The organism is Streptomyces sp. NPDC001222, assembly GCF_042896945.1.
In the GTDB taxonomy this organism is placed as follows: Bacteria; Actinomycetota; Actinomycetes; order Streptomycetales; family Streptomycetaceae; genus Streptomyces; species Streptomyces gibsoniae.
The window spans coordinates 183,156-201,343 of the sequence record NZ_JBIAXT010000013.1 but is presented as its reverse complement, the minus strand read 5'-3'; the positions used below and the strand labels follow the sequence as shown (position 1 = coordinate 201,343).

General features: G+C 69.4%; 16 protein-coding genes, 1 rRNA gene and 1 riboswitch. Of the genes, 13 read left to right on the top strand and 4 right to left on the bottom strand.

The annotated features are described in order from the left end of the window. The 5 genes from rrf to ACFY2Z_RS20110 form a co-directional block, all read left to right on the top strand. Positions 1–91, top strand: a 5S ribosomal RNA gene (gene rrf, locus ACFY2Z_RS20130); the annotation flags it as partial. A 143-nt stretch (positions 92–234) separates the two neighbouring features. Next, positions 235–843 (top strand): CDP-alcohol phosphatidyltransferase family protein, encoded by a 609-nt coding sequence (locus ACFY2Z_RS20125; protein ID WP_390745458.1) that lies wholly within the window; start codon positions 235–237, stop codon positions 841–843. 112 nt (positions 844–955) lie between these two features. Further along, on the top strand, positions 956–3,451 hold the full coding sequence (locus tag ACFY2Z_RS20120) for a sugar phosphate nucleotidyltransferase (protein WP_390745457.1): 2,496 nt from the start codon (positions 956–958) through the stop codon (positions 3,449–3,451). A gap of 98 nt (positions 3,452–3,549) precedes the next feature. Then, positions 3,550–4,449: a DUF881 domain-containing protein gene (locus ACFY2Z_RS20115; RefSeq protein ID WP_390745456.1), complete on the top strand. Its 900-nt coding sequence runs from the start codon at positions 3,550–3,552 to the stop codon at positions 4,447–4,449. Further along, positions 4,446–4,778, top strand: a complete 333-nt coding sequence (locus ACFY2Z_RS20110; RefSeq protein WP_019708255.1) for a small basic family protein — start codon at positions 4,446–4,448, stop codon at positions 4,776–4,778. The genes ACFY2Z_RS20115 and ACFY2Z_RS20110 overlap by 4 nt, the downstream gene beginning before the upstream one ends. Here the strand turns inward: ACFY2Z_RS20110 and ACFY2Z_RS20105 are convergent. Then, entirely contained in the window at positions 4,760–5,395 is a 636-nt protein-coding gene (locus ACFY2Z_RS20105) for a hypothetical protein (protein WP_390745468.1), read from the bottom strand. The genes ACFY2Z_RS20110 and ACFY2Z_RS20105 overlap by 19 nt on opposite strands. 3 nt (positions 5,396–5,398) lie before the next feature. On the opposite strand from ACFY2Z_RS20105, the gene ACFY2Z_RS20100 reads away from it, so the two are divergent. From ACFY2Z_RS20100 to ACFY2Z_RS20075, 6 genes are all read left to right on the top strand, one after another. Then, a complete protein-coding gene (locus tag ACFY2Z_RS20100) occupies positions 5,399–6,208 on the top strand; it encodes a DUF881 domain-containing protein (protein ID WP_390745466.1) in 810 nt (269 codons plus the stop codon). A gap of 61 nt (positions 6,209–6,269) precedes the next feature. Further along, positions 6,270–7,142 (top strand): FHA domain-containing protein, encoded by an 873-nt coding sequence (locus ACFY2Z_RS20095; RefSeq protein ID WP_390745455.1) that lies wholly within the window; start codon positions 6,270–6,272, stop codon positions 7,140–7,142. A gap of 43 nt (positions 7,143–7,185) precedes the next feature. Then, complete coding sequence (locus ACFY2Z_RS20090) at positions 7,186–7,941, top strand: MerR family transcriptional regulator (protein WP_388972444.1); 756 nt, start codon at positions 7,186–7,188, stop codon at positions 7,939–7,941. Positions 7,942–8,026: 85 nt separating this feature from the next. After that, a complete protein-coding gene (locus ACFY2Z_RS20085; RefSeq protein ID WP_004002801.1) occupies positions 8,027–8,500 on the top strand; it encodes a bifunctional nuclease family protein in 474 nt (157 codons plus the stop codon). Positions 8,501–9,016: 516 nt separating this feature from the next. Then, positions 9,017–9,691 carry a MerR family transcriptional regulator gene (locus tag ACFY2Z_RS20080; RefSeq protein WP_390745454.1) on the top strand — a complete coding sequence of 225 codons (675 nt, stop codon included), beginning with the start codon at positions 9,017–9,019 and terminating at the stop codon, positions 9,689–9,691. Between the two features lie 54 nt (positions 9,692–9,745). Next, the gene (locus ACFY2Z_RS20075) at positions 9,746–11,245 is read left to right on the top strand and encodes a DNA polymerase IV (protein WP_390745453.1); all 1,500 of its coding nucleotides are present in this window, start codon (positions 9,746–9,748) and stop codon (positions 11,243–11,245) included. On the opposite strand, the gene ACFY2Z_RS20070 is transcribed toward ACFY2Z_RS20075, so the two are convergent. After that, positions 11,167–11,538, bottom strand: coding sequence for a PRC-barrel domain-containing protein (locus ACFY2Z_RS20070; protein ID WP_390745452.1), 372 nt, complete (start codon positions 11,536–11,538; stop codon positions 11,167–11,169). The two genes, ACFY2Z_RS20075 and ACFY2Z_RS20070, sit on opposite strands and share 79 nt — an antisense overlap. A gap of 114 nt (positions 11,539–11,652) precedes the next feature. After that, positions 11,653–11,748, top strand: a riboswitch (glycine riboswitch). A 177-nt stretch (positions 11,749–11,925) separates the two neighbouring features. Between ACFY2Z_RS20070 and gcvP the strand changes: the two genes are divergently transcribed. Beyond that, on the top strand, positions 11,926–14,811 hold the full coding sequence (gcvP, locus tag ACFY2Z_RS20065) for an aminomethyl-transferring glycine dehydrogenase (protein WP_390745451.1): 2,886 nt from the start codon (positions 11,926–11,928) through the stop codon (positions 14,809–14,811). A gap of 145 nt (positions 14,812–14,956) precedes the next feature. Here gcvP and ACFY2Z_RS20060 read toward each other — a convergent pair whose 3' ends face one another. Continuing rightward, positions 14,957–15,163, bottom strand: a complete 207-nt coding sequence (locus tag ACFY2Z_RS20060) for a DUF5999 family protein (protein ID WP_351231908.1) — start codon at positions 15,161–15,163, stop codon at positions 14,957–14,959. A 328-nt stretch (positions 15,164–15,491) separates the two neighbouring features. Then, a complete protein-coding gene (locus ACFY2Z_RS20055) occupies positions 15,492–16,079 on the bottom strand; it encodes a hypothetical protein (RefSeq protein WP_390745450.1) in 588 nt (195 codons plus the stop codon). A gap of 550 nt (positions 16,080–16,629) precedes the next feature. Between ACFY2Z_RS20055 and ACFY2Z_RS20050 the strand changes: the two genes are divergently transcribed. Beyond that, positions 16,630–18,147, top strand: coding sequence for a glutamate-cysteine ligase family protein (locus tag ACFY2Z_RS20050; RefSeq protein ID WP_390745449.1), 1,518 nt, complete (start codon positions 16,630–16,632; stop codon positions 18,145–18,147). Positions 18,148–18,188 lie beyond the last annotated feature (41 nt).

Here is an 18,188-nt window from a genome sequence, read left to right as displayed (position 1 = left end):
GCCCGGTTACATTCCGAACCCGGAAGCTAAGCCTCACAGCGCCGATGGTACTGCAGGGGGGACCCTGTGGGAGAGTAGGACGCCGCCGAACAATTTTTGTGAAAGCCCCCCTGCCATTCGGCACGGGGGCTTTCTGCGTTCAGGAATGATGTGCCGACCCCTCCGCATCGCGTCGCGAACGGGGCGGGTAAGGTCGGGGGGCATCGTTGGCTCGTTTCCGCAGGAGGCCCCCGGGTGGAGGTCCAGGAGACCCGTGTCCAGACGGACCGGGTCCTCACCATCCCGAACATCCTCAGTATGGCGCGTCTCGTCGGCGTGCCCATCTTCCTGTGGTTGATCCTCAGGCCCGAGTTCGGCGGGCCCAAGAGCGACGGCTGGGCGCTGCTCATCCTCGTCCTGAGCGGGGTCAGCGACTACCTGGACGGCAAGCTCGCCCGGCGCTGGAACCAGATCAGCAGCCTCGGCCGGCTTCTGGACCCCGCGGCGGACCGGCTCTACATCGCGTCGACGCTGGTCGGCCTGACCTGGCGCGGCATCCTGCCCCTGTGGCTGACCGGGGTGCTGGTGGCGCGCGAGCTGGTCCTTCTGGTGATGGTGGGCATCCTCAGGCGGCACGGGTATCCGCCGCCCCAGGTGAACTTCCTGGGGAAGGCCGCTACCTTCAACTTGATGTACGCCTTCCCACTGCTGCTTCTCAGTGACGGGCATGGTTGGATCGCGTCACTCGCTGCAATTTTCGGATGGGCGTTCGCCGGGTGGGGTACAACCCTGTATTGGTGGGCAGGAGTTCTCTACGTGGTCCAGGTCCGCCGCCTTGTCCGAGCGGATGCCAAGGCCGATTGAGCTCGCCGATTGGCGGCCCCCGTGTATGGAAGGCCCGCGCCGGGAACTGCGGGACAATCCAGACGGGTGAAGTCGGCTGGACCGTCGTCTCTTCGAGGAGGACGCTTCCGACATGAAGGCCGTCGTAATGGCCGGAGGCGAGGGCACCCGCCTTCGCCCCATGACCTCAAGCATGCCCAAGCCGCTCCTGCCGGTGGTCAACCGCCCGATCATGGAGCATGTGCTGCGGCTGCTCAAAAGGCATGGGCTCAACGAAACCGTGGTCACGGTTCAATTCCTGGCCTCATTGGTCAAGAACTACTTCGGTGACGGCGAGGAGCTCGGGATGGAGCTCACCTATGCCAACGAGGAGAAGCCACTCGGTACCGCCGGGAGCGTCAAGAACGCGGAGGAGGCACTCAAGGATGACGCCTTCCTCGTCATCTCCGGTGATGCCCTGACCGACTTCGATCTCACCGATCTGGTCAACTTCCACAAGGAAAAGGGCGCCCTCGTCACCGTCTGTCTGACCCGTGTGCCCAATCCTCTGGAATTCGGTATCACGATCGTCGACGAAGAGGGAAAGGTCGAGCGCTTCCTCGAGAAGCCGACCTGGGGCCAGGTCTTCTCCGACACCGTGAACACGGGCATCTATGTCATGGAGCCCGAGGTCTTCGACTACGTCGATCCGGATGTTCCCGTCGACTGGTCCGGTGACGTCTTCCCTCAGCTGATGAAGGAGGGCAAGCCGATCTACGGCTATGTCGCCGAGGGCTACTGGGAGGACGTCGGTACCCACGAGAGCTATGTGAAGGCGCAGGCGGACGTCCTGGAGGGCAAGGTCGACGTCGAGATCGACGGTTTCGAGATCTCCCCGGGCGTCTGGGTGGCCGAGGGCGCGGAGGTACATCCCGACGCCGTGCTGCGCGGGCCGCTCTACATCGGTGATTACGCCAAGGTCGAGGCCGGCGCCGAAATCAGGGAGCACACCGTCGTCGGCTCGAACGTCGTCGTCAAGAGCGGGGCCTTTCTGCACAAGGCCGTCGTCCACGACAACGTGTACATCGGCCAGCACAGCAATCTTCGGGGCTGCGTGGTCGGAAAGAACACCGACATCATGCGCGCGGCGCGTATCGAGGACGGCGCCGTCATCGGCGATGAATGCCTCATCGGTGAAGAATCGATCGTTCAGGGCAATGTCCGGGTCTACCCGTTCAAGACCATCGAGGCCGGCGCGTTCGTCAACACCTCGGTCATCTGGGAGTCGCGGAGCCAGGCGCATCTGTTCGGCGCCCGTGGCGTCTCCGGGATCCTGAACGTCGAGATCACCCCGGAACTGGCGGTGCGGCTGGCCGGTGCCTATGCGACCACGCTGAAGAAGGGGTCCACGGTCACCACGGCCCGCGACCACTCCCGTGGCGCGCGTGCGCTGAAGCGTGCGGTCATCTCCGCGCTCCAGGCCAGCGCCATCGACGTACGCGACCTGGAGAACGTACCGCTGCCCGTCGCCCGGCAGCAGACCGCGCGGGGCAGCGCCGGCGGCATCATGATCCGGACGTCTCCCGGTGTGCCGGACTCCGTCGACATCATGTTCTTCGACGGGCAGGGCGCCGATCTGTCCCAGGCCGGTCAGCGGAAGCTGGACCGGGTGTTCGGGCGGCAGGAGTACCGGCGGGCCTTCCCGGGTGAGATCGGGGACCTGTACTTCCCGTCCAGCGTCTTCGACTCCTACACCGGTTCGCTGCTGCGGAGCGTCGACACCTCGGGCATCGCCGAGTCGGGCCTCAAGGTGGTCGTGGACGCGTCCAACGGCAGCGCCGGCCTCGTCCTGCCCAGCCTGCTCGGCAAGCTGGGGGTGGACTCGCTGACGATCAACCCGGGTCTCGACGAGTCCCGGCCGACGGAGTCCGTCGAGGCGCGGCGATCGGGGCTCGTACGGCTCGGTGAGATCGTGGCGTCGTCGCGGGCGGCCTTCGGTGTGCGGTTCGACCCCGTGGGTGAACGGCTGTCGCTCGTCGACGAGAAGGGGCGGATCGTCGAGGACGACCGGGCGCTGCTCGTCATGCTCGACCTGGTGGCCGCCGAGCGGCGCAGCGGGCGGGTGGCGCTGCCTGTGACCACCACGAGGATCGCCGAACAGGTGGCGGCTTACCACGGGACCCAGGTCGAGTGGACCACCACCTCGCCCGACGACCTCACGCGGGTGGGGCGGGACGAGTCCACGATCTTCGGTGGAGACGGACGCGGCGGGTTCATCGTGCCGGAGTTCAGCAGCGTCTTCGACGGGACGGCGGCCTTCGTACGGCTCATCGGGCTCGTGGCCCGTACACAGCTCACCCTCAGCCAGATCGACGCGCGGATTCCGCGGGCACACGTCCTCAAGCGCGATCTCGCGACTCCGTGGGCCGTCAAGGGGCTCGTGATGCGCCGGGTCGTGGAGGCGGCCGGTGAGCGCTTCGTGGACACGACCGACGGCGTGCGGGTCGTCGAGGCGGACGGGCGGTGGGTGCTGGTACTGCCCGACCCCGCCGAGGCCGTCACGCATCTGTGGGCCGAGGGCCCCGACGATGCTTCCGCGCAGGCCCTGCTGGACGAGTGGTCGGCGGTCGTGGACAGCGCCGGCCGATAAAACACCCCCCACGCGCGCGTGCCGGACAAGTGTCCCCAAGGGGGCCTGTCCGGCACGCCGGTGGGGCCATTCGGAGGTATCACGCGCGACGTGCGACGATGTGCGGCATGCCGCAGCCGCCCCCCGTTCGGAGCACACCCGCGCGCCCCAGGCGTCCGGACGCGTCCATGTCGTTGCTCACCAACGTCATGGATCACAGCCTCGATGACGGATACGCAGAGGCCGCCGCCCGGAAGAAGGCCGAGGGCGCCCGTGGCATGCCCAGAACGGTGCGCGCCAAGCTCGGTCTCGCGGCCGGGCTCGTGCTCGCCGCCCTGGTGGTGACCGTGGGTGCCGCGCAGGCCCGTATCGCGGCTCCGACGGTCGCCAAGGAGCGTCAGGAACTGATCGACCGCGTCCAGCGGGAGACGGCGGCTGCGGACAAGCTCGAGTCCTCGGTCGACGACCTGCGTGACGACGTGAGCGCGCGGCAGCGTGCGGCCCTGAAGGACCACGGGGGCGGAGACGACCTCGTGGGCATCCTGTCGGGTGCCGTCGCCGTGCACGGGCCCGGCGTGAAGCTCGTCGTGAACGACGCGAAGGAAGCCACCACGGGCGGTGACGGCAATCCTCGCGAGACCTCCGGCTTCTCCGACACCGGCCGCGTACGCGACCGCGACATGCAGCGCGTCGTCAACGGGCTGTGGGAGTCGGGGGCCGAGGCGGTCGCGATCAACGGGCAGCGGCTGACGGCCCTCTCGGCGATCAGGGCCGCGGGAGACGCGATACTGGTCGACAACAGACCGCTGGTGCCGCCGTACACGGTGCTCGCGGTGGGGGACGGCCGGCGGTTGAGCACCAGCTTCCAGAACAGCGCCGACGGGCTGTACCTGCATGCGCTGCAGCAGAACTACGGGATCCGGACAGCCATTTCCACCGAGGGCGACGTCCGGCTGCCCGCAGCACCAAGTGTGATCGTACGTACAGCACAACAGAGCACAGGGAAGGGCACATCGTGATCGCCGTACTGGGCCTCGTCGTCGGAGTCGTGGTCGGCCTGCTGGTCCGGCCCGAGGTTCCAGCGGTCGTCGAGCCTTATCTCCCGATCGCCGTCGTGGCGGCGCTGGACGCCGTGTTCGGCGGTCTGCGGGCCATGCTCGACGGCATCTTCGACGACAAGGTGTTCGTCGTGTCGTTCCTGTCGAACGTGGTGGTGGCGGCGCTGATCGTGTTCCTCGGCGACAAGTTGGGTGTCGGCGCGCAGCTGTCCACCGGTGTCGTGGTCGTCCTCGGAATCCGGATCTTCTCCAACGCCGCGGCGATCCGCCGTCACGTGTTCCGGGCGTGATGGGGATGAGCAACGACGACACGACCCCCAGGCCTGAGCAGGATCCCGGGCACGAGCAGGACTCTGAGCAGGGCCGGGACTCCGGGCAGGGCCGGGACTGTGAGCAGCGCCAGGACTCCGGGCAGGGCCAGGGCCCCGGGCGCGGGCAGGACTCCGAGCGGGACCAGGAATCCGGGCCCGAGCAAGGCCCCAGCCGTGAGCCGGGTCCCCGGCACCAGCTGCACGCCAGGCATGAGCGGGCTCCCCGGCACGAACTGCACCCCCGGCATCAGCGGGGTCCCGAGCATGCGCAGGAGTCTCGGCGTGAGGACGACCGCGCACGGGAGCAGGGCCCCGACCGCCGACAGGACCCCGCGCAAGAGCGAGGACCCCAGCACGAGCGCGGTCCCCAGCACCAGCAGGGTCCCCGGCACGAGCAAGGTCCCCGGCACCAGCAGGGTCCTCAGGACGAGCGCGGTTCCCGGCACGAGCGCGGTCCCCAGCACCCGCAGAGTCCCCGGCACGAGCAAGGTCTCCAGCACCAGCAGGGTCCTCAGGACGAGCGCGGTCCTCAGGACGAGCGCGGTCCCCGGCACGAGCGAGGTCCCGAGCACGGGCGCGGTCAGGGGCCCGAGCACCGGCTGCGCCGGGAGCTTCCACAGGAGATCCCGGCGCCGGCTCCCGGGGCCGCGCGGTCATCCGAGGGGGCCGAGCAGCCGGCTGCCAAGGTGACCGGCCGTCAGCGCCTGGCGAAGAGCGTGTGGCCGCCGCGGGTCACCCGGGCCCAACTCATCGTCGCGCTCCTGCTGTTCGGCCTGGGCTTCGGCCTCGCCGTGCAGGTCGCGTCCAACAGCGACGGAAGCAGCGCCCTGCGCGGCGCACGCCAAGAAGATCTTGTTCGCATCCTCGATGAACTGGACAACCGTACCCAGCGTCTTCAGGACGAGAAGCAGGGGCTCGAAGATCAACGGGCCGAGTTGGAGAACAGCTCGGACCGTGCCGAGGAGGCCCGCAAGCAGACCGCCGACAAGGAGAAGCAACTCGGCATCCTTGCGGGCACGGTGGCGGCACAGGGCCCCGGCATCACGATGACCATCGGGGACACGAAGGGAACGGTCCAGGCGGACATGCTGCTCGATGCGATCCAGGAGCTGCGCGCGGCCGGTGCGGAGGCCATAGAGGTGAACGGCGTACGGGTCGTCGCCGGCACCTATCTGTCGGATTCCGGCAAGAGCGTGAGCGTCGACGGGAACAAGATCACCCAGCCTTATCGTTTCAAGGTCATCGGCAAGCCGCAGGACCTGGAGCCGGCGCTCAACATCCCGGGAGGCGTGGTGCAGACCCTTGAGAAGGAGCAGGCCACGGTCACCGTGGAGCGTTCGACGAAGATCGTCGTCGACGCCTTGCGGGCGGCGAAGCAGCCTGACTACGCTCGGTCGTCCTCACAGTGAACCGGGAGTGCATGGAGCCCGTCCGGCGAGGGCATCAGGTTGCGGGGGGTCGGCGCACCGAATGGGTGGTGCGTGGTGGAAACTGTCTGGTGGATACGGACGTTGTGAGGATGTCCGGGTCGGCCGGTGTATGCAATCAGGGTTCGTCCTGCCCCACGGGCGGGTCTGTTTCGGTCAAGGGGAATCGCCCGTGAAGTTGTTTGCGAAGTTGTTCGGCAAGAGCGCGCGAGAGGGCAATGACAACGCGTCTGCCCGTCATCGCGCACAGCCACAAGACGCGGAGGGCCAGCGCCCGCTGTTCCGGGACCAGGTCACTGGTCCGGGTGGTGACATTTCCGGAGGCCAGGGCGCGCCGTCTGTTGACCCTGGCGCGTCCGGCCCCATAGGTTTCGGGGGCATGTCGGCCCTGGTGTGTACGAGGTGCGGCCACCGCAACGCGGAGAACAGCCGCTTCTGCTCCAACTGCGGCGCGCCGCTTCGGCCCGGGGCGGTTCCGGAGCGCGCGTCCGAGACCACGTCCACGATCTCCATCTCGGGTCTGGAGGCGTACGACGCGGAGGCTACCGGCCAGACGGCGGTGCCCGCGCTCTCCCCGGAGGCGCAGGCCGCGGTCGACGCGCTGCCGTTCGGTTCGGCGCTGCTGGTGGTGCGTCGCGGCCCCAACTCGGGCAGCCGCTTCCTGCTGGACAGTGACCTGACCACGGCGGGGCGTCATCCGCAGAGCGACATCTTCCTCGACGATGTGACGGTGTCGCGTCGCCATGTGGAGTTCCGCCGCGGTCCGGACGGTTCGTTCTCGGTCGCCGACGTCGGCAGCCTCAACGGTACGTACGTCAACCGTGAGCGCATCGACCAGGTCCTGCTCCACAACGGCGACGAGGTCCAGATCGGCAAGTACCGGCTGGTCTTCTACGCCAACCAGCGGGGCATCTGACCGTCTCCCAGACTCCGTCCGGGGGGACTCCAGGGAAGGTCCCATGCTTCACACACCGAGCGGCGGTGCCGACAGCGGCACCGTCGCCCCGGACCGCGGGCTGATGAGCATCGGCACCGTGCTGAACGTGCTGCGCGAGGAATTCCCCGAAGTCACCGTCTCCAAGATCCGTTTCCTGGAGTCGGAGGGGCTGATCGAGCCGCAGCGGACCCCCTCGGGGTATCGCAAGTTCAGCGCGCGGGACGTCGAGCGGCTCGGTCATGTGCTGAGGATGCAGCGGGACCACTATCTGCCGCTCAAGGTCATCCGTGAGCACCTGGACGCCCTGGAGCGGGGTGAAGAGGTGCGGTTGCCGTCCCTGGGCCGTCCCCGTGACGCCGGTGACGGGGAGCTGCTGGAGGACCTTCTGGGCGAGCCCGAGGCCGCCCCGGCCGCGCGGATCGACCGCGACGAGCTGATGACGGCGGCCGGGATCAGCGCCGAGCAGCTCGCGGAGTGGGAGTCATACGGCCTGGTCACGCCCCTGGTGGAGGGGATCTACGACGCCGAGGCCGTCACGCTGGCCACTCTGCTGGCCGAACTCGGCCGCCATGGCATCGAGCCGCGCCATCTGCGGGTGATGAAGGCTGCCGCGGACCGCGAGGCGGGGCTGGTGGACCAGGTGGTGGCTCCGTTGCGCCGCCATCGCAACCCGCAGACCAGGGCGCACGCCGAAGCCCGTACGAAGGAGCTGGCCGGGCTGGCGGTCAAGCTGCACGCGGCGCTGGTACAGGCCGCGCTGGGCGTACGGCTGCCCTGAACCGGAGACGTTCGCCGTCGGCGGATCCGCCCGTCGTTCTGTGCCCGACTACCCAAACATCCCGACCACGGCCTAGGGTTGCTGTGTGAACGAGCTCGATGTCGTAGGTGTCCGGGTCGAGATGCCCTCCAACCAACCGATCGTGCTCCTGCGTGAAGTGGGAGGCGACCGCTACCTCCCCATCTGGATCGGCCCCGGGGAGGCGACGGCGATCGCGTTCGCCCAGCAGGGCATGGCCCCCGCACGACCGCTGACGCACGACCTGTTCAAGGACGTGCTGGAAGCCGTCGGTCAGGAGCTCACGGAAGTACGCATCACGGATCTGCGTGAAGGCGTCTTCTACGCCGAGCTGGTCTTCGCCAGCGGCGTCGAGGTGAGTGCCCGGCCCTCCGATGCCATAGCGCTCGCCCTGCGCACCGGTACGCCGATCTACGGCAGTGACGGGGTGCTGGACGACGCGGGTATCGCGATCCCGGACGAGCAGGAGGACGAGGTCGAGAAGTTCCGCGAGTTCCTCGACCAGATCTCTCCCGAGGACTTCGGTACGAGCAGCCAGTGACACGCCCCGCGGGGCGTGCCGGACGGGGTGGCGGAGCCGAGGAGCGCCTGCGCCGCGCGCAGGGTGCCCCGGGGCACCCGGGCCCGCGGTCGCGTCCGTGAACGGGCCGGGACGGCCCGGACCTCCGCAGGGCGCGGAGCACCGCGCGGTCGGCGCCGGATGTCCGTAGAACGGAGTGCGGGGTCTGCCGGGCGCGACCGGCTGCACCGGAACAGGTGCGCTGGAGGACCGGGCATCGAGAACGTGCAGGTCACGCCGTGGAGCCGGGCGACCGGCGATGAGCCGCCGTGAAGCCTGATGCGGCAGCCGGAGACGCGGCATCCGCGGTCACGGCTCGATGGTCCGTACGGCATCTCACGATCCGCCGCCAGAGCATTCGGCTAGCCTTTCCCCGCGGTGGGGCACGAGAAACCACTCCTAGGGTGATTATCACTCGGCGTGCCGAGTGTGGCGATCGTTGACGCACCCTTGGTGACTGCCTACCGTCGAGAGGGCAGGTCAAGGACGGAGGTCGGCGTGAGAAGCAGCGGCGGCGGTACGGCAGGGGGGGCTCCCGGACGCAGTCTGGGAGAGAGCGGTCCGTACCCTCCTCCAAGCTCTCGGCTCCGCGCGAGCGGGGCGTGCCCCCATCACGACGACACGGCCGGCTCCGCCTCCCAGAGGCCGACGGCCGTGACGGGCGACGCGGGCGTGGCGGCCGAGTATGTCGGCTATCGCGGCCCCACGGCGTGCGCCGCCGCGGGCATCACCTACCGGCAGCTGGACTACTGGGCCCGAACGGGTCTCGTCGAACCGAGTGTGCGCCCCGCGTACGGCTCCGGGACCCAGCGGCTGTACAGCTTCCGGGACGTCGTCGTCCTCAAGATCGTCAAGCGCTTCCTCGACACCGGCGTGTCACTGCAGAACATCCGCACCGCCGTCCAGCACCTCAGGGAGCGCGGCTTCTCCGACCTGGAGCGGATGACGCTGATGAGCGACGGCGCGACGGTCTACGAGTGCACCTCACCCGACGAGGTCCACGCCCTGCTCCAGGGCGGTCAGGGCATCTTCGGTATCGCCGTGGGCGTCGTGTGGCGTGACGTGGAGAGCGCGCTGTCGCAGCTGCACGGGGAGCGGGTCGACACCGGGGAGACCATCGTCGGCCACAACCCTGCGGACGAGCTGGCGCAGCGCCGCAACCGGGCGGTCTGACACACGCGGCGACCACGGGTCGCGTTGTCAGTGGCGTAGGGCAGCATCGGAGATGTGAGAACCGCGCCCACGATCCTGCATCTCGACATGGATGCCTTCTACGCCTCGGCGGAGCAGGCAGCCAAGCCGAGCCTGCGCGGGAAGGCCGTCGTCGTGGGCGGGCTGGGGCCCCGCGGGGTGGTGGCGACGGCGTCCTACGAGGCGCGTGTGTTCGGCGTGCACTCGGCGATGCCGATGGCCCAGGCACGCCGGCTCGCACCGAACGCCGCGTATCTGACGCCGCGCTTCGGGTTCTACCGGCAGATCAGCGAGCAGGTCATGACCCTGCTGAGGGCCCTGTCGCCGTTGGTGGAGCCGCTGAGCCTCGATGAGGCGTTCGTGGACCTGGAGGCCGGGGGAGTGGCCTGGGACGAGGAGTCGGCGCGGCTCGTGGGGGTCAGGCTGCGCGCGGACATCCGGTCGGCCACGGGTCTGACGGGCTCGGTGGGGCTAGCAGCGTCCAAGATGCTCGCCAAGATCGCCTCCGAGCAGGCCAAGCCGGACGGCCTGGTGCTGATCCCGCCGGGCACCGAGCGGGCGCTGCTCGGCCCGATGCCGGTGCGCACGCTGCCCGGGGTCGGGCCCGCCACCGGGGACCATCTGCGCAGGGCCGGGATCACCACGGTCGACGAGATCGCCGAGGCCGGCGAGGACGAGCTGGTCAGGCTGCTGGGCAAGGCCCATGGGCAGGCGCTGTACGCCATGGCGCTGGCCCGGGACGATCGGCCCGTCGTCGCGGAGCGGGAAGCCAAGTCGGTGTCGGTCGAGGACACGTACGACGTCGACATCCATGACCGGGTCCGGGTCGGGATGGAGGTGCGGCGGCTCGCGGACCGTTGTGTGAGGCGGCTTCGGGACGCCGGGCTGTCGGGAAGGACCATCGTGCTGAAGGTGCGCAGGTACGACTTCTCGACCCTCACCCGCTCCGAGACATTGCGCGGACCGACGGACGATCCCGCGGTGGTGCGCGAGGCGGCCGGGCGGCTGCTGGAGTCCGTGGACACCACCGGCGGGGTGCGGCTGCTCGGTGTCGGCGTCACCGGGCTCGCCGACTACACCCAGGAGGACCTGTTCGCCCAGGCGCATCTGGCGGCCGGGGAGGCGGTGGCGGAGGAGCGTTCGGAGGAGGAGGCCGTCGCCGAGCCTGTCGGCGAGACGTCTCAGGCACCGGCCGAGCCTGTCTGGCGCGCGGGGCAGGACGTGCGGCACATCGACCACGGGCACGGCTGGGTGCAGGGCAGTGGGCTGGGCAGGGTGACGATACGGTTCGAGACGCCCGACTCGGGGCCGGGGCGCGTGCGCACGTTCCGCACCGACGACCCCCGGCTGGAGCCGGCGGATCCGCTGCCCCTGGTGTCCCGAAGACCCGAGGCTGCCGAAAAGGGTCCCCAGGCTGCCGAAGAGAGCTCGCAGGCCGCCGAGGACAGTGCTCGCCCTCAGGCCCCGTCGGGCTTCGCCAGCCGCCCGAAGTCGCGGTCCGGCGGCGGGGGCGGCGGGGCCACGTCGAGCCCGTAGTGGTGGTAGAGCTGCAGCTCCTGCTCGGGGGAGAGGTGCCGCCCGACCCCGAAGTCGGGTGCCTCCTTGATCAGCGCACGTTCGAAGGGCACGTAGAGCGAGCCCTCGACCAGCCGGCTGGGTTCCAGCGGCACGAACGCGTCCCTGCTGAACAGACCCGTTCGTATGGCCGCCCACTCCGGCACCCCGGTCGCGTCGTCGAGATAGATCTCGTCGATCGTGCCGATCTTGACCCCATTGCGGTCGAACGCCTTGCGGCCGATCAGATTCCGCGGATCGATCTCGGTCTGCACGGTCCCTCCAACTGGTCGCAACACATCCGTCAGCACTACAAAAGAGCACATTCAGCACGGCGGCCACTCGAAGGTTGTCTTGTTGTCCCCGCTGGTAGGCTGGCAAGCGGCTGTCGACCCCGTGCGGGAGAGCTCTTCGGAGGGATCCGGAGGCGCCGAAGGAGCAAACCCTCCCCGGAAACTCTCAGGCACACGTACCGCACGGACGAGGTCACTCTGGAAAGCAGGGCGGGTGTCGACGGCATCCGCTCTCACCGACGGTGAAAACCGGAGCGCCTTCGGGCGGACCGGTGAAGCTCTCAGGTCGAGATGACAGAGGGGGAGGCCGCCGGGGTACCCACGCCGAGGTACCCCTCGAAGGTCGCGTCAGACCAGGAGGCCTCCGCAATGACCGCCCATCGCATTCCGCTCTCCGAGCTCGAGCAGGGTACGCCCTTCGAGCAGCGCCACATCGGGCCCGACCAGGAGGCGCGGGCCAAGATGCTCGCGCACGTCGGCTACGGCTCGCTCGACGAGCTCACGGCCGCCGCGGTCCCGGACGTGATCAAGAACGCCGACGCCCTGGACCTGCCGGGTGCACGCACCGAGGCCGAGGTGCTGGCCGAGCTGCGCTCGCTCGCCGACCGCAACCAGGTCCTCGCCTCCATGATCGGTCTCGGGTACTACGGCACCTTCACGCCCCCGGTGATCCTCCGGAACGTGATGGAGAACCCGGCCTGGTACACCGCGTACACCCCCTACCAGCCGGAGATCTCGCAGGGCCGGCTGGAGGCGCTGCTGAACTTCCAGACCACGGTTGCCGACCTCACCGGCCTGCCGACCTCCGGGGCCTCTCTGCTCGACGAGGGCACGGCCGCCGCCGAGGCGATGGCGCTGTCCCGGCGCATGGGCAAGAACAAGAAGGGCCTGTTCCTGGTCGACGCGGACGCGCTGCCGCAGACCATCGCCGTGATCGAGACCCGTGCCGAGCCCACCGGGGTCGAGGTCGTCGTCGCCGACCTCAGCGACGGCATCCCGGCCGAGGTCGCCGAGCGCGAGATCAACGGCGTACTGATCCAGTACCCCGGCGCCTCCGGTGCCGTACGCGACATCAAGCCGGTCATCGAGCAGGCCCATGAGCTGGGCGCGCTGGTCACCGTCGCCGCCGACCTGCTCGCGCTCACGCTGCTGACCTCCCCCGGCGAGCTGGGCGCCGACATCGCCGTCGGCACCACCCAGCGCTTCGGCGTGCCGATGGGCTTCGGCGGCCCGCACGCCGGCTACATGGCCGTGCACGAGAAGTTCGCCCGCAGCCTGCCGGGTCGGCTCGTGGGTGTCTCCGTGGACGCGGACGGACACAAGGCGTACCGGCTGGCGCTGCAGACGCGTGAGCAGCACATCCGCCGTGAGAAGGCGACCAGCAACATCTGCACCGCCCAGGTGCTGCTCGCGGTGATGGCCGGGATGTACGCCGTCTACCACGGGCCCGAGGGCCTGCGCACCATCGCGCAGCGCACGCACCGGTACGCCGCGATCCTGGCCGCCGGGCTCACCGCCGGCGGGGTCGAGGTCGTCCACGGTTCCTACTTCGACACCCTCACCGTGCGGGTGCCCGGCCGGGCCGACGCGGTCGTCACCGCCGCCCGCGAGCGCGGTGTGAACCTGCACCTCGTCGACGCCGACCACGTCTCGATCGCCTGTGACGAGACGACCGGGCGGGCCCAGCTGACTGCCGTCTGGGGCGCGTTCGGCGTCGAGGGCGATGTCGCGGCGCTCGACGGCACGACCGAGGACGCGCTGCCGCGGACGCTGCTGCGCACCGGCGCCTACCTGACGCACCCGGTCTTCCACCAGCACCGCTCCGAGACCGCGATGCTGCGCTACCTGCGCCGACTGGCCGACCGCGACTACGCGCTGGACCGGGGCATGATCCCGCTGGGCTCCTGCACCATGAAGCTCAACGCGACCACCGAGATGGAGCCGGTCACCTGGCCCGAGTTCGGGCAGCTGCACCCCTTCGCGCCCGCCGACCAGGCCGAGGGCTACCTCACGCTCATCCGTGAGCTGGAGGAGCGGCTCGCCGAGGTGACGGGCTACGACAAGGTCTCCCTCCAGCCCAACGCCGGTTCGCAGGGTGAGCTGGCCGGCCTGCTCGCGGTGCGCGGCTACCACCGTGCCAATGGTGACGACCAGCGCACGGTGTGCCTCATCCCGTCCTCCGCGCACGGCACCAACGCGGCCAGCGCCGTGATGGCCGGTATGAAGGTAGTCGTCGTGAAGACCGCCGAGGACGGCGAGATCGACGTCGTGGACCTGCGCGCCAAGATCGAGCAGTACCGCGACGAGTTGTCGGTGCTGATGATCACCTATCCGTCCACGCACGGTGTGTTCGAGGAGCACGTCGCCGACATCTGCGCCGCCGTGCACGAGGCCGGCGGTCAGGTGTACGTCGACGGCGCCAACCTGAACGCCCTGGTCGGCCTGGCCAAGCCCGGCCACTTCGGCGGCGACGTCTCGCACCTCAACCTGCACAAGACGTTCTGCATCCCGCACGGTGGCGGCGGCCCCGGCGTCGGCCCGGTCGGTGTGCGCGCTCACCTGGCGCCGTATCTGCCGAACCACCCGCTGCAGCCTGCGGCCGGTCCCGAGACGGGCGTCGGCCCGATCTCGGCCGCCCCGTGGGGGTCGGCGGGCATCCTGCCGATCTCGTGGACCTACGTCCGGCTGATGGGCGGCGAGGGCCTCAAGCGGGCCACGCAGATGGCGGTCCTCTCCGCCAACTACATCGCCAAGCGCCTGGAGCCGCACTATCCCGTGCTCTACACCGGCCCGGGCGGTCTGGTCGCGCACGAGTGCATCGTCGACCTGCGCCCGCTGACCAAGGCGACCGGCGTGAGCGTCGACGACGTCGCCAAGCGGCTGATCGACTACGGCTTCCACGCGCCCACCATGTCGTTCCCGGTTGCCGGCACGCTGATGATCGAGCCGACCGAGTCCGAGGACCTCACCGAAATCGACCGGTTCTGCGACGCGATGATCGCCATCCGGGCCGAGATCGAGAAGGTCGGCTCGGGTCAGTGGCCCGCCGAGGACAACCCGCTGCGGGGCGCCCCGCACACCGCGGCGGCGCTCGGCGACACGTGGGAGCACGCGTACACGCGTGAGGAGGCCGTCTTCCCGGCCGGCGTGTCGGCCGCGGACAAGTACTGGCCGCCGGTGCGCCGCATCGACCAGGCCTTCGGCGACCGCAACCTGGTCTGCTCCTGCCCGCCGCTGGACGCTTACGAGGAGTGATCGGCGTAGGACATGCCTCGGGGCCGGTGCGGAGCGTATGTCTCCGGCCGGCCCCTCGTGTCACGGGGGCAGCGTCCGCCCCTCGTGTCCGGGGCAGCGTGTGCCCCTTGCGTCACGGGGCAGTGGCTGCCCCCCTGTGCGCCGCTCAGGCGGCCGTCATCACCTGGTCCGTGCCCATCGGGCGGTGCGGGGCGATGATCTGGCCGTCGGGCAGAAGCTCACCGGTGTCCTCGAAGAGCAGAACGCCGTTGCACAGCAGGCTCCATCCCTGCTCCGGGTGGTGCGCCACGAGGCGGGCGGACTCCCGGTCGGCGGATTCGGCGGTCGGGCACGGTGGCTGGTGCTGGCACATGATGGATGGGATCTTTCGCTCTGTCGTGATGGGTGAGATGGCTGCCGTGTCTGTCCTGCGGCTTGTCATGTCGTTCATGGCCGCCCCCCGTCGGCGATACGTTCCGGACCCAGTCTTGCCCCACGGCTGTCGATCCGCAGGCATTTCGCTGCACCGGTTCTCACAGGTTCATGACGCGTCACCCGCGCGGACGGTTCAGCTCAACTCCCCGGTCCCTTCGGATGGTTTGTGATAGCCGGAAGAGGCTAGTCCGTGCAGGCCGGCCCGCGCACGGAACGTGCCCCGCGGCCGTTTCCGGCGGCGGGGCACGCATCAGGGCGGTCCTGTCCTAGGCGGGCGAGCCGAGCAGCGGGGCCGGCGCCATGCGCAGGGTGAGCACCGGCAGGAGGTCGGCGACGCCGTGCGGACGGTGGGCCGCTACCCCAGGCGGGGCCGGGGCGAGCGGGACCAGGAGATCGGTCGTGGCCAGAGAGCCCGACGCGCCGTCGGCGGAGCAGTCGCCGTGCAGCCACAGGGTGAGCATGTACAGCTTCGGCACGGACAGCAGCCGGGCCTGGTAGGGCTGGGTCGCCGCCTCCTCCGCCTGGCGCAGGGCGCGTTCGGTGGCGGCGATGTACGGGCCTTCGAAGAAGTGCGAGAACGCCCACCCGTCAGGGGTGAGCATGGTTTCGGCTGCGGCGACCGCGCGGTCCCCGCAGCGGATGAGGAAGCGCCACCCCGCGAGGCGGGTGACCCACTCGCCGGTGGGAGTGATCCGGTCCAGTACGTGCACGGGCAGTGGGAGTTCGGGTGTCGCCGGTCCCTGGACGGCTCGCAGGGACGGGGTACGAGCCTCCTGGACCGCGGTGGGGGAACCGAGTGCCGTGAGGACGGAACGGAGAGCGGGCGCGGGTGCCGGGGGGACATGCAGGAGCATGGTGGGTCGCCTCTCATTCGACAGGCAGTGGCGCGGGGGGCGGTGAGGGAAGGGGGCGGGCGGACGTCACTGTCAGCTCTCGGGGTCAGAGGAGCGGGGGAGCCGTGCCCGGACGAATGGAGGCGCTTCGACGACAGGCCTCAGGACCGCGCGCGCCAACTCTCTCTGCCCCGTGCGGAAAGTTTATACGACACATGTTCATGCAATGTTTCGGCTAGTCGTCCCGCGTATGACGAGCAAGGCAATATTCGGTCGCTGATTAGCGGGGATTCATCCCGATATCCAGCGGGCGCGCCGGGTATGACCTCGGATTACTTGCCCGTAGCGGTCGGCCGATTCTCGTCGACGTTTTTTACGACGGGGTTGCGTCCAGAACATGCATACCGCCGCATGCCGGGGGAATGTGCCCCCTGCCGCTTCCCACCAGCCTAGCGGGTGGCGGCCGTACGCGGGGGCGTTATCGATCGCGTTGCCGGGGCATCATCCACCGTGACCCGAGGACAGCAGGGGCCGGGACGTCGGCCTGCCCATCCTAGGAGGGACGTACTCGATGGGAGAGAAGGTCGTGGCAGGGGCGTTCGACCTGTCCGATCGTCAGCGCTACCGCGACAAGCTCAGGCAGTGTCTGACGGGACTTGCGCGACTGCTGGAGGAGGAGAGGTTCGATCGTCCGAAGAACCTCATGGGTCTGGAGATCGAATTGAATCTCGCCGGACCCGACGGCATGCCGAGGATGATGAATGCGGAAGTGCTGGAAAGGATTGCCAGTCGAGATTTCCAAACAGAACTCGCCATGTTCAATCTGGAAGTCAACATAGCTCCACACCGGCTGGACGACAGGGTATTCGACCGGCTCGCCGAGGAGTTGCGCACCTCGCTCGCGTATGCCCACCGGAAAGCGAACGAGGTCGACGCCGGCATCGTGATGATCGGTATTCTGCCGACGCTCGACCGCGACGACCTGGTCTCCTCCAACCTGTCCGCCGTCGACCGGTACACCCTGCTCAACGACCAGATCGTGGCCGCCCGCGGTGAGGACTTCACCCTCGACATCGACGGGGTGGAGCGGCTCGTGTGCACCTCCCGCTCGATCGCGCCCGAGGCCGCCTGCACCTCCGTCCAGTTGCACCTCCAGGTGACCCCGGCCCGCTTCGCCGACGTGTGGAACGCGGCGCAGGCGGTCGCGGCGGCGCAGATCGCCGTCGGCGCCAACTCGCCCTTCCTGTTCGGGCGGGAACTCTGGCGCGAGTCCCGGCCGCCGCTGTTCCAGCAGTCCACCGACACCCGTCCGCCCGAACTGCAGGCGCAGGGGGTACGGCCGCGCACCTGGTTCGGGGAGCGCTGGATCACCTCGGCCTACGAGCTGTTCGAGGAGAACCTGCGCTACTTCCCGGCGCTGCTGCCCATCTGCGACCCCGAGGACCCCCTGCGGGTCCTCGACGAGGGCGGCACACCCAAGCTCGCCGAACTCGTCCTGCACAACGGCACGGTCTACCGCTGGAACAGGCCGGTGTACGGCATCGCCGACGGCGTCCCGCATCTACGGGTGGAGAACCGGGTGCTGCCCGCCGGACCCACCGTCGTCGACGTGATCGCCAACGCGGCCTTCTACTACGGCGTCGTCCGCGCCCTCGCCGAGGACGCGCGGCCGGTGTGGGCGCGGCTGCCGTTCGAGGCCGCGGCCGCCAACTTCGACAACGCCTGCCGCTACGGCATCGACGCCCGGCTGAAATGGCCGCGGCGCGGGCGGTACGGCGGGATCGCCGAGGTGGAGGCCGTGGACCTGGTGCGCGACGAACTGCTGCCGCTCGCCGAGGCCGGGCTCGACGCGTGGGGTGTCGAGCCGGCCGACCGGGACCTGTACCTCGGTGTGATCGAGGAGCGGTGCCGACTGAGGACCAACGGTGCGGCCTGGCAGTCCGCCACCTTCCATCGGGCGCTGGAGCAGGGGCTCGACCGGGATGCCGCACTGGCCGCGACGACCCGTCGGTACGGCCAGCTGATGCATCTGGGCGAGCCGGTGCACACCTGGCCGGTCGGGTTACCGGAACCGGTGCTGCTGGGCTGAGTGACCTCCCCTGCCTGCCCCTCCGTAGAACCATGTCCGTC

What these genes read in the sequence shown, in the direction of transcription:
- ACFY2Z_RS20120 (WP_390745457.1), top strand. Translation starts at nt 956, where the DNA reads ATGAAGGCCGTCGTAATGGCCGGAGGCGAGGGCACCCGCCTTCGCCCC.
- ACFY2Z_RS20115 (WP_390745456.1), top strand. Translation starts at nt 3,550, where the DNA reads ATGTGCGGCATGCCGCAGCCGCCCCCCGTTCGGAGCACACCCGCGCGC.
- ACFY2Z_RS20095 (WP_390745455.1), top strand. Translation starts at nt 6,270, where the DNA reads ATGGGTGGTGCGTGGTGGAAACTGTCTGGTGGATACGGACGTTGTGAG.
- ACFY2Z_RS20090 (WP_388972444.1), top strand. Translation starts at nt 7,186, where the DNA reads ATGCTTCACACACCGAGCGGCGGTGCCGACAGCGGCACCGTCGCCCCG.
- gcvP (WP_390745451.1), top strand. Translation starts at nt 11,926, where the DNA reads ATGACCGCCCATCGCATTCCGCTCTCCGAGCTCGAGCAGGGTACGCCC.
- ACFY2Z_RS20060 (WP_351231908.1), bottom strand. Translation starts at nt 15,163, where the DNA reads ATGTGCCAGCACCAGCCACCGTGCCCGACCGCCGAATCCGCCGACCGG.
- ACFY2Z_RS20055 (WP_390745450.1), bottom strand. Translation starts at nt 16,079, where the DNA reads ATGCTCCTGCATGTCCCCCCGGCACCCGCGCCCGCTCTCCGTTCCGTC.
- ACFY2Z_RS20050 (WP_390745449.1), top strand. Translation starts at nt 16,630, where the DNA reads ATGGGAGAGAAGGTCGTGGCAGGGGCGTTCGACCTGTCCGATCGTCAG.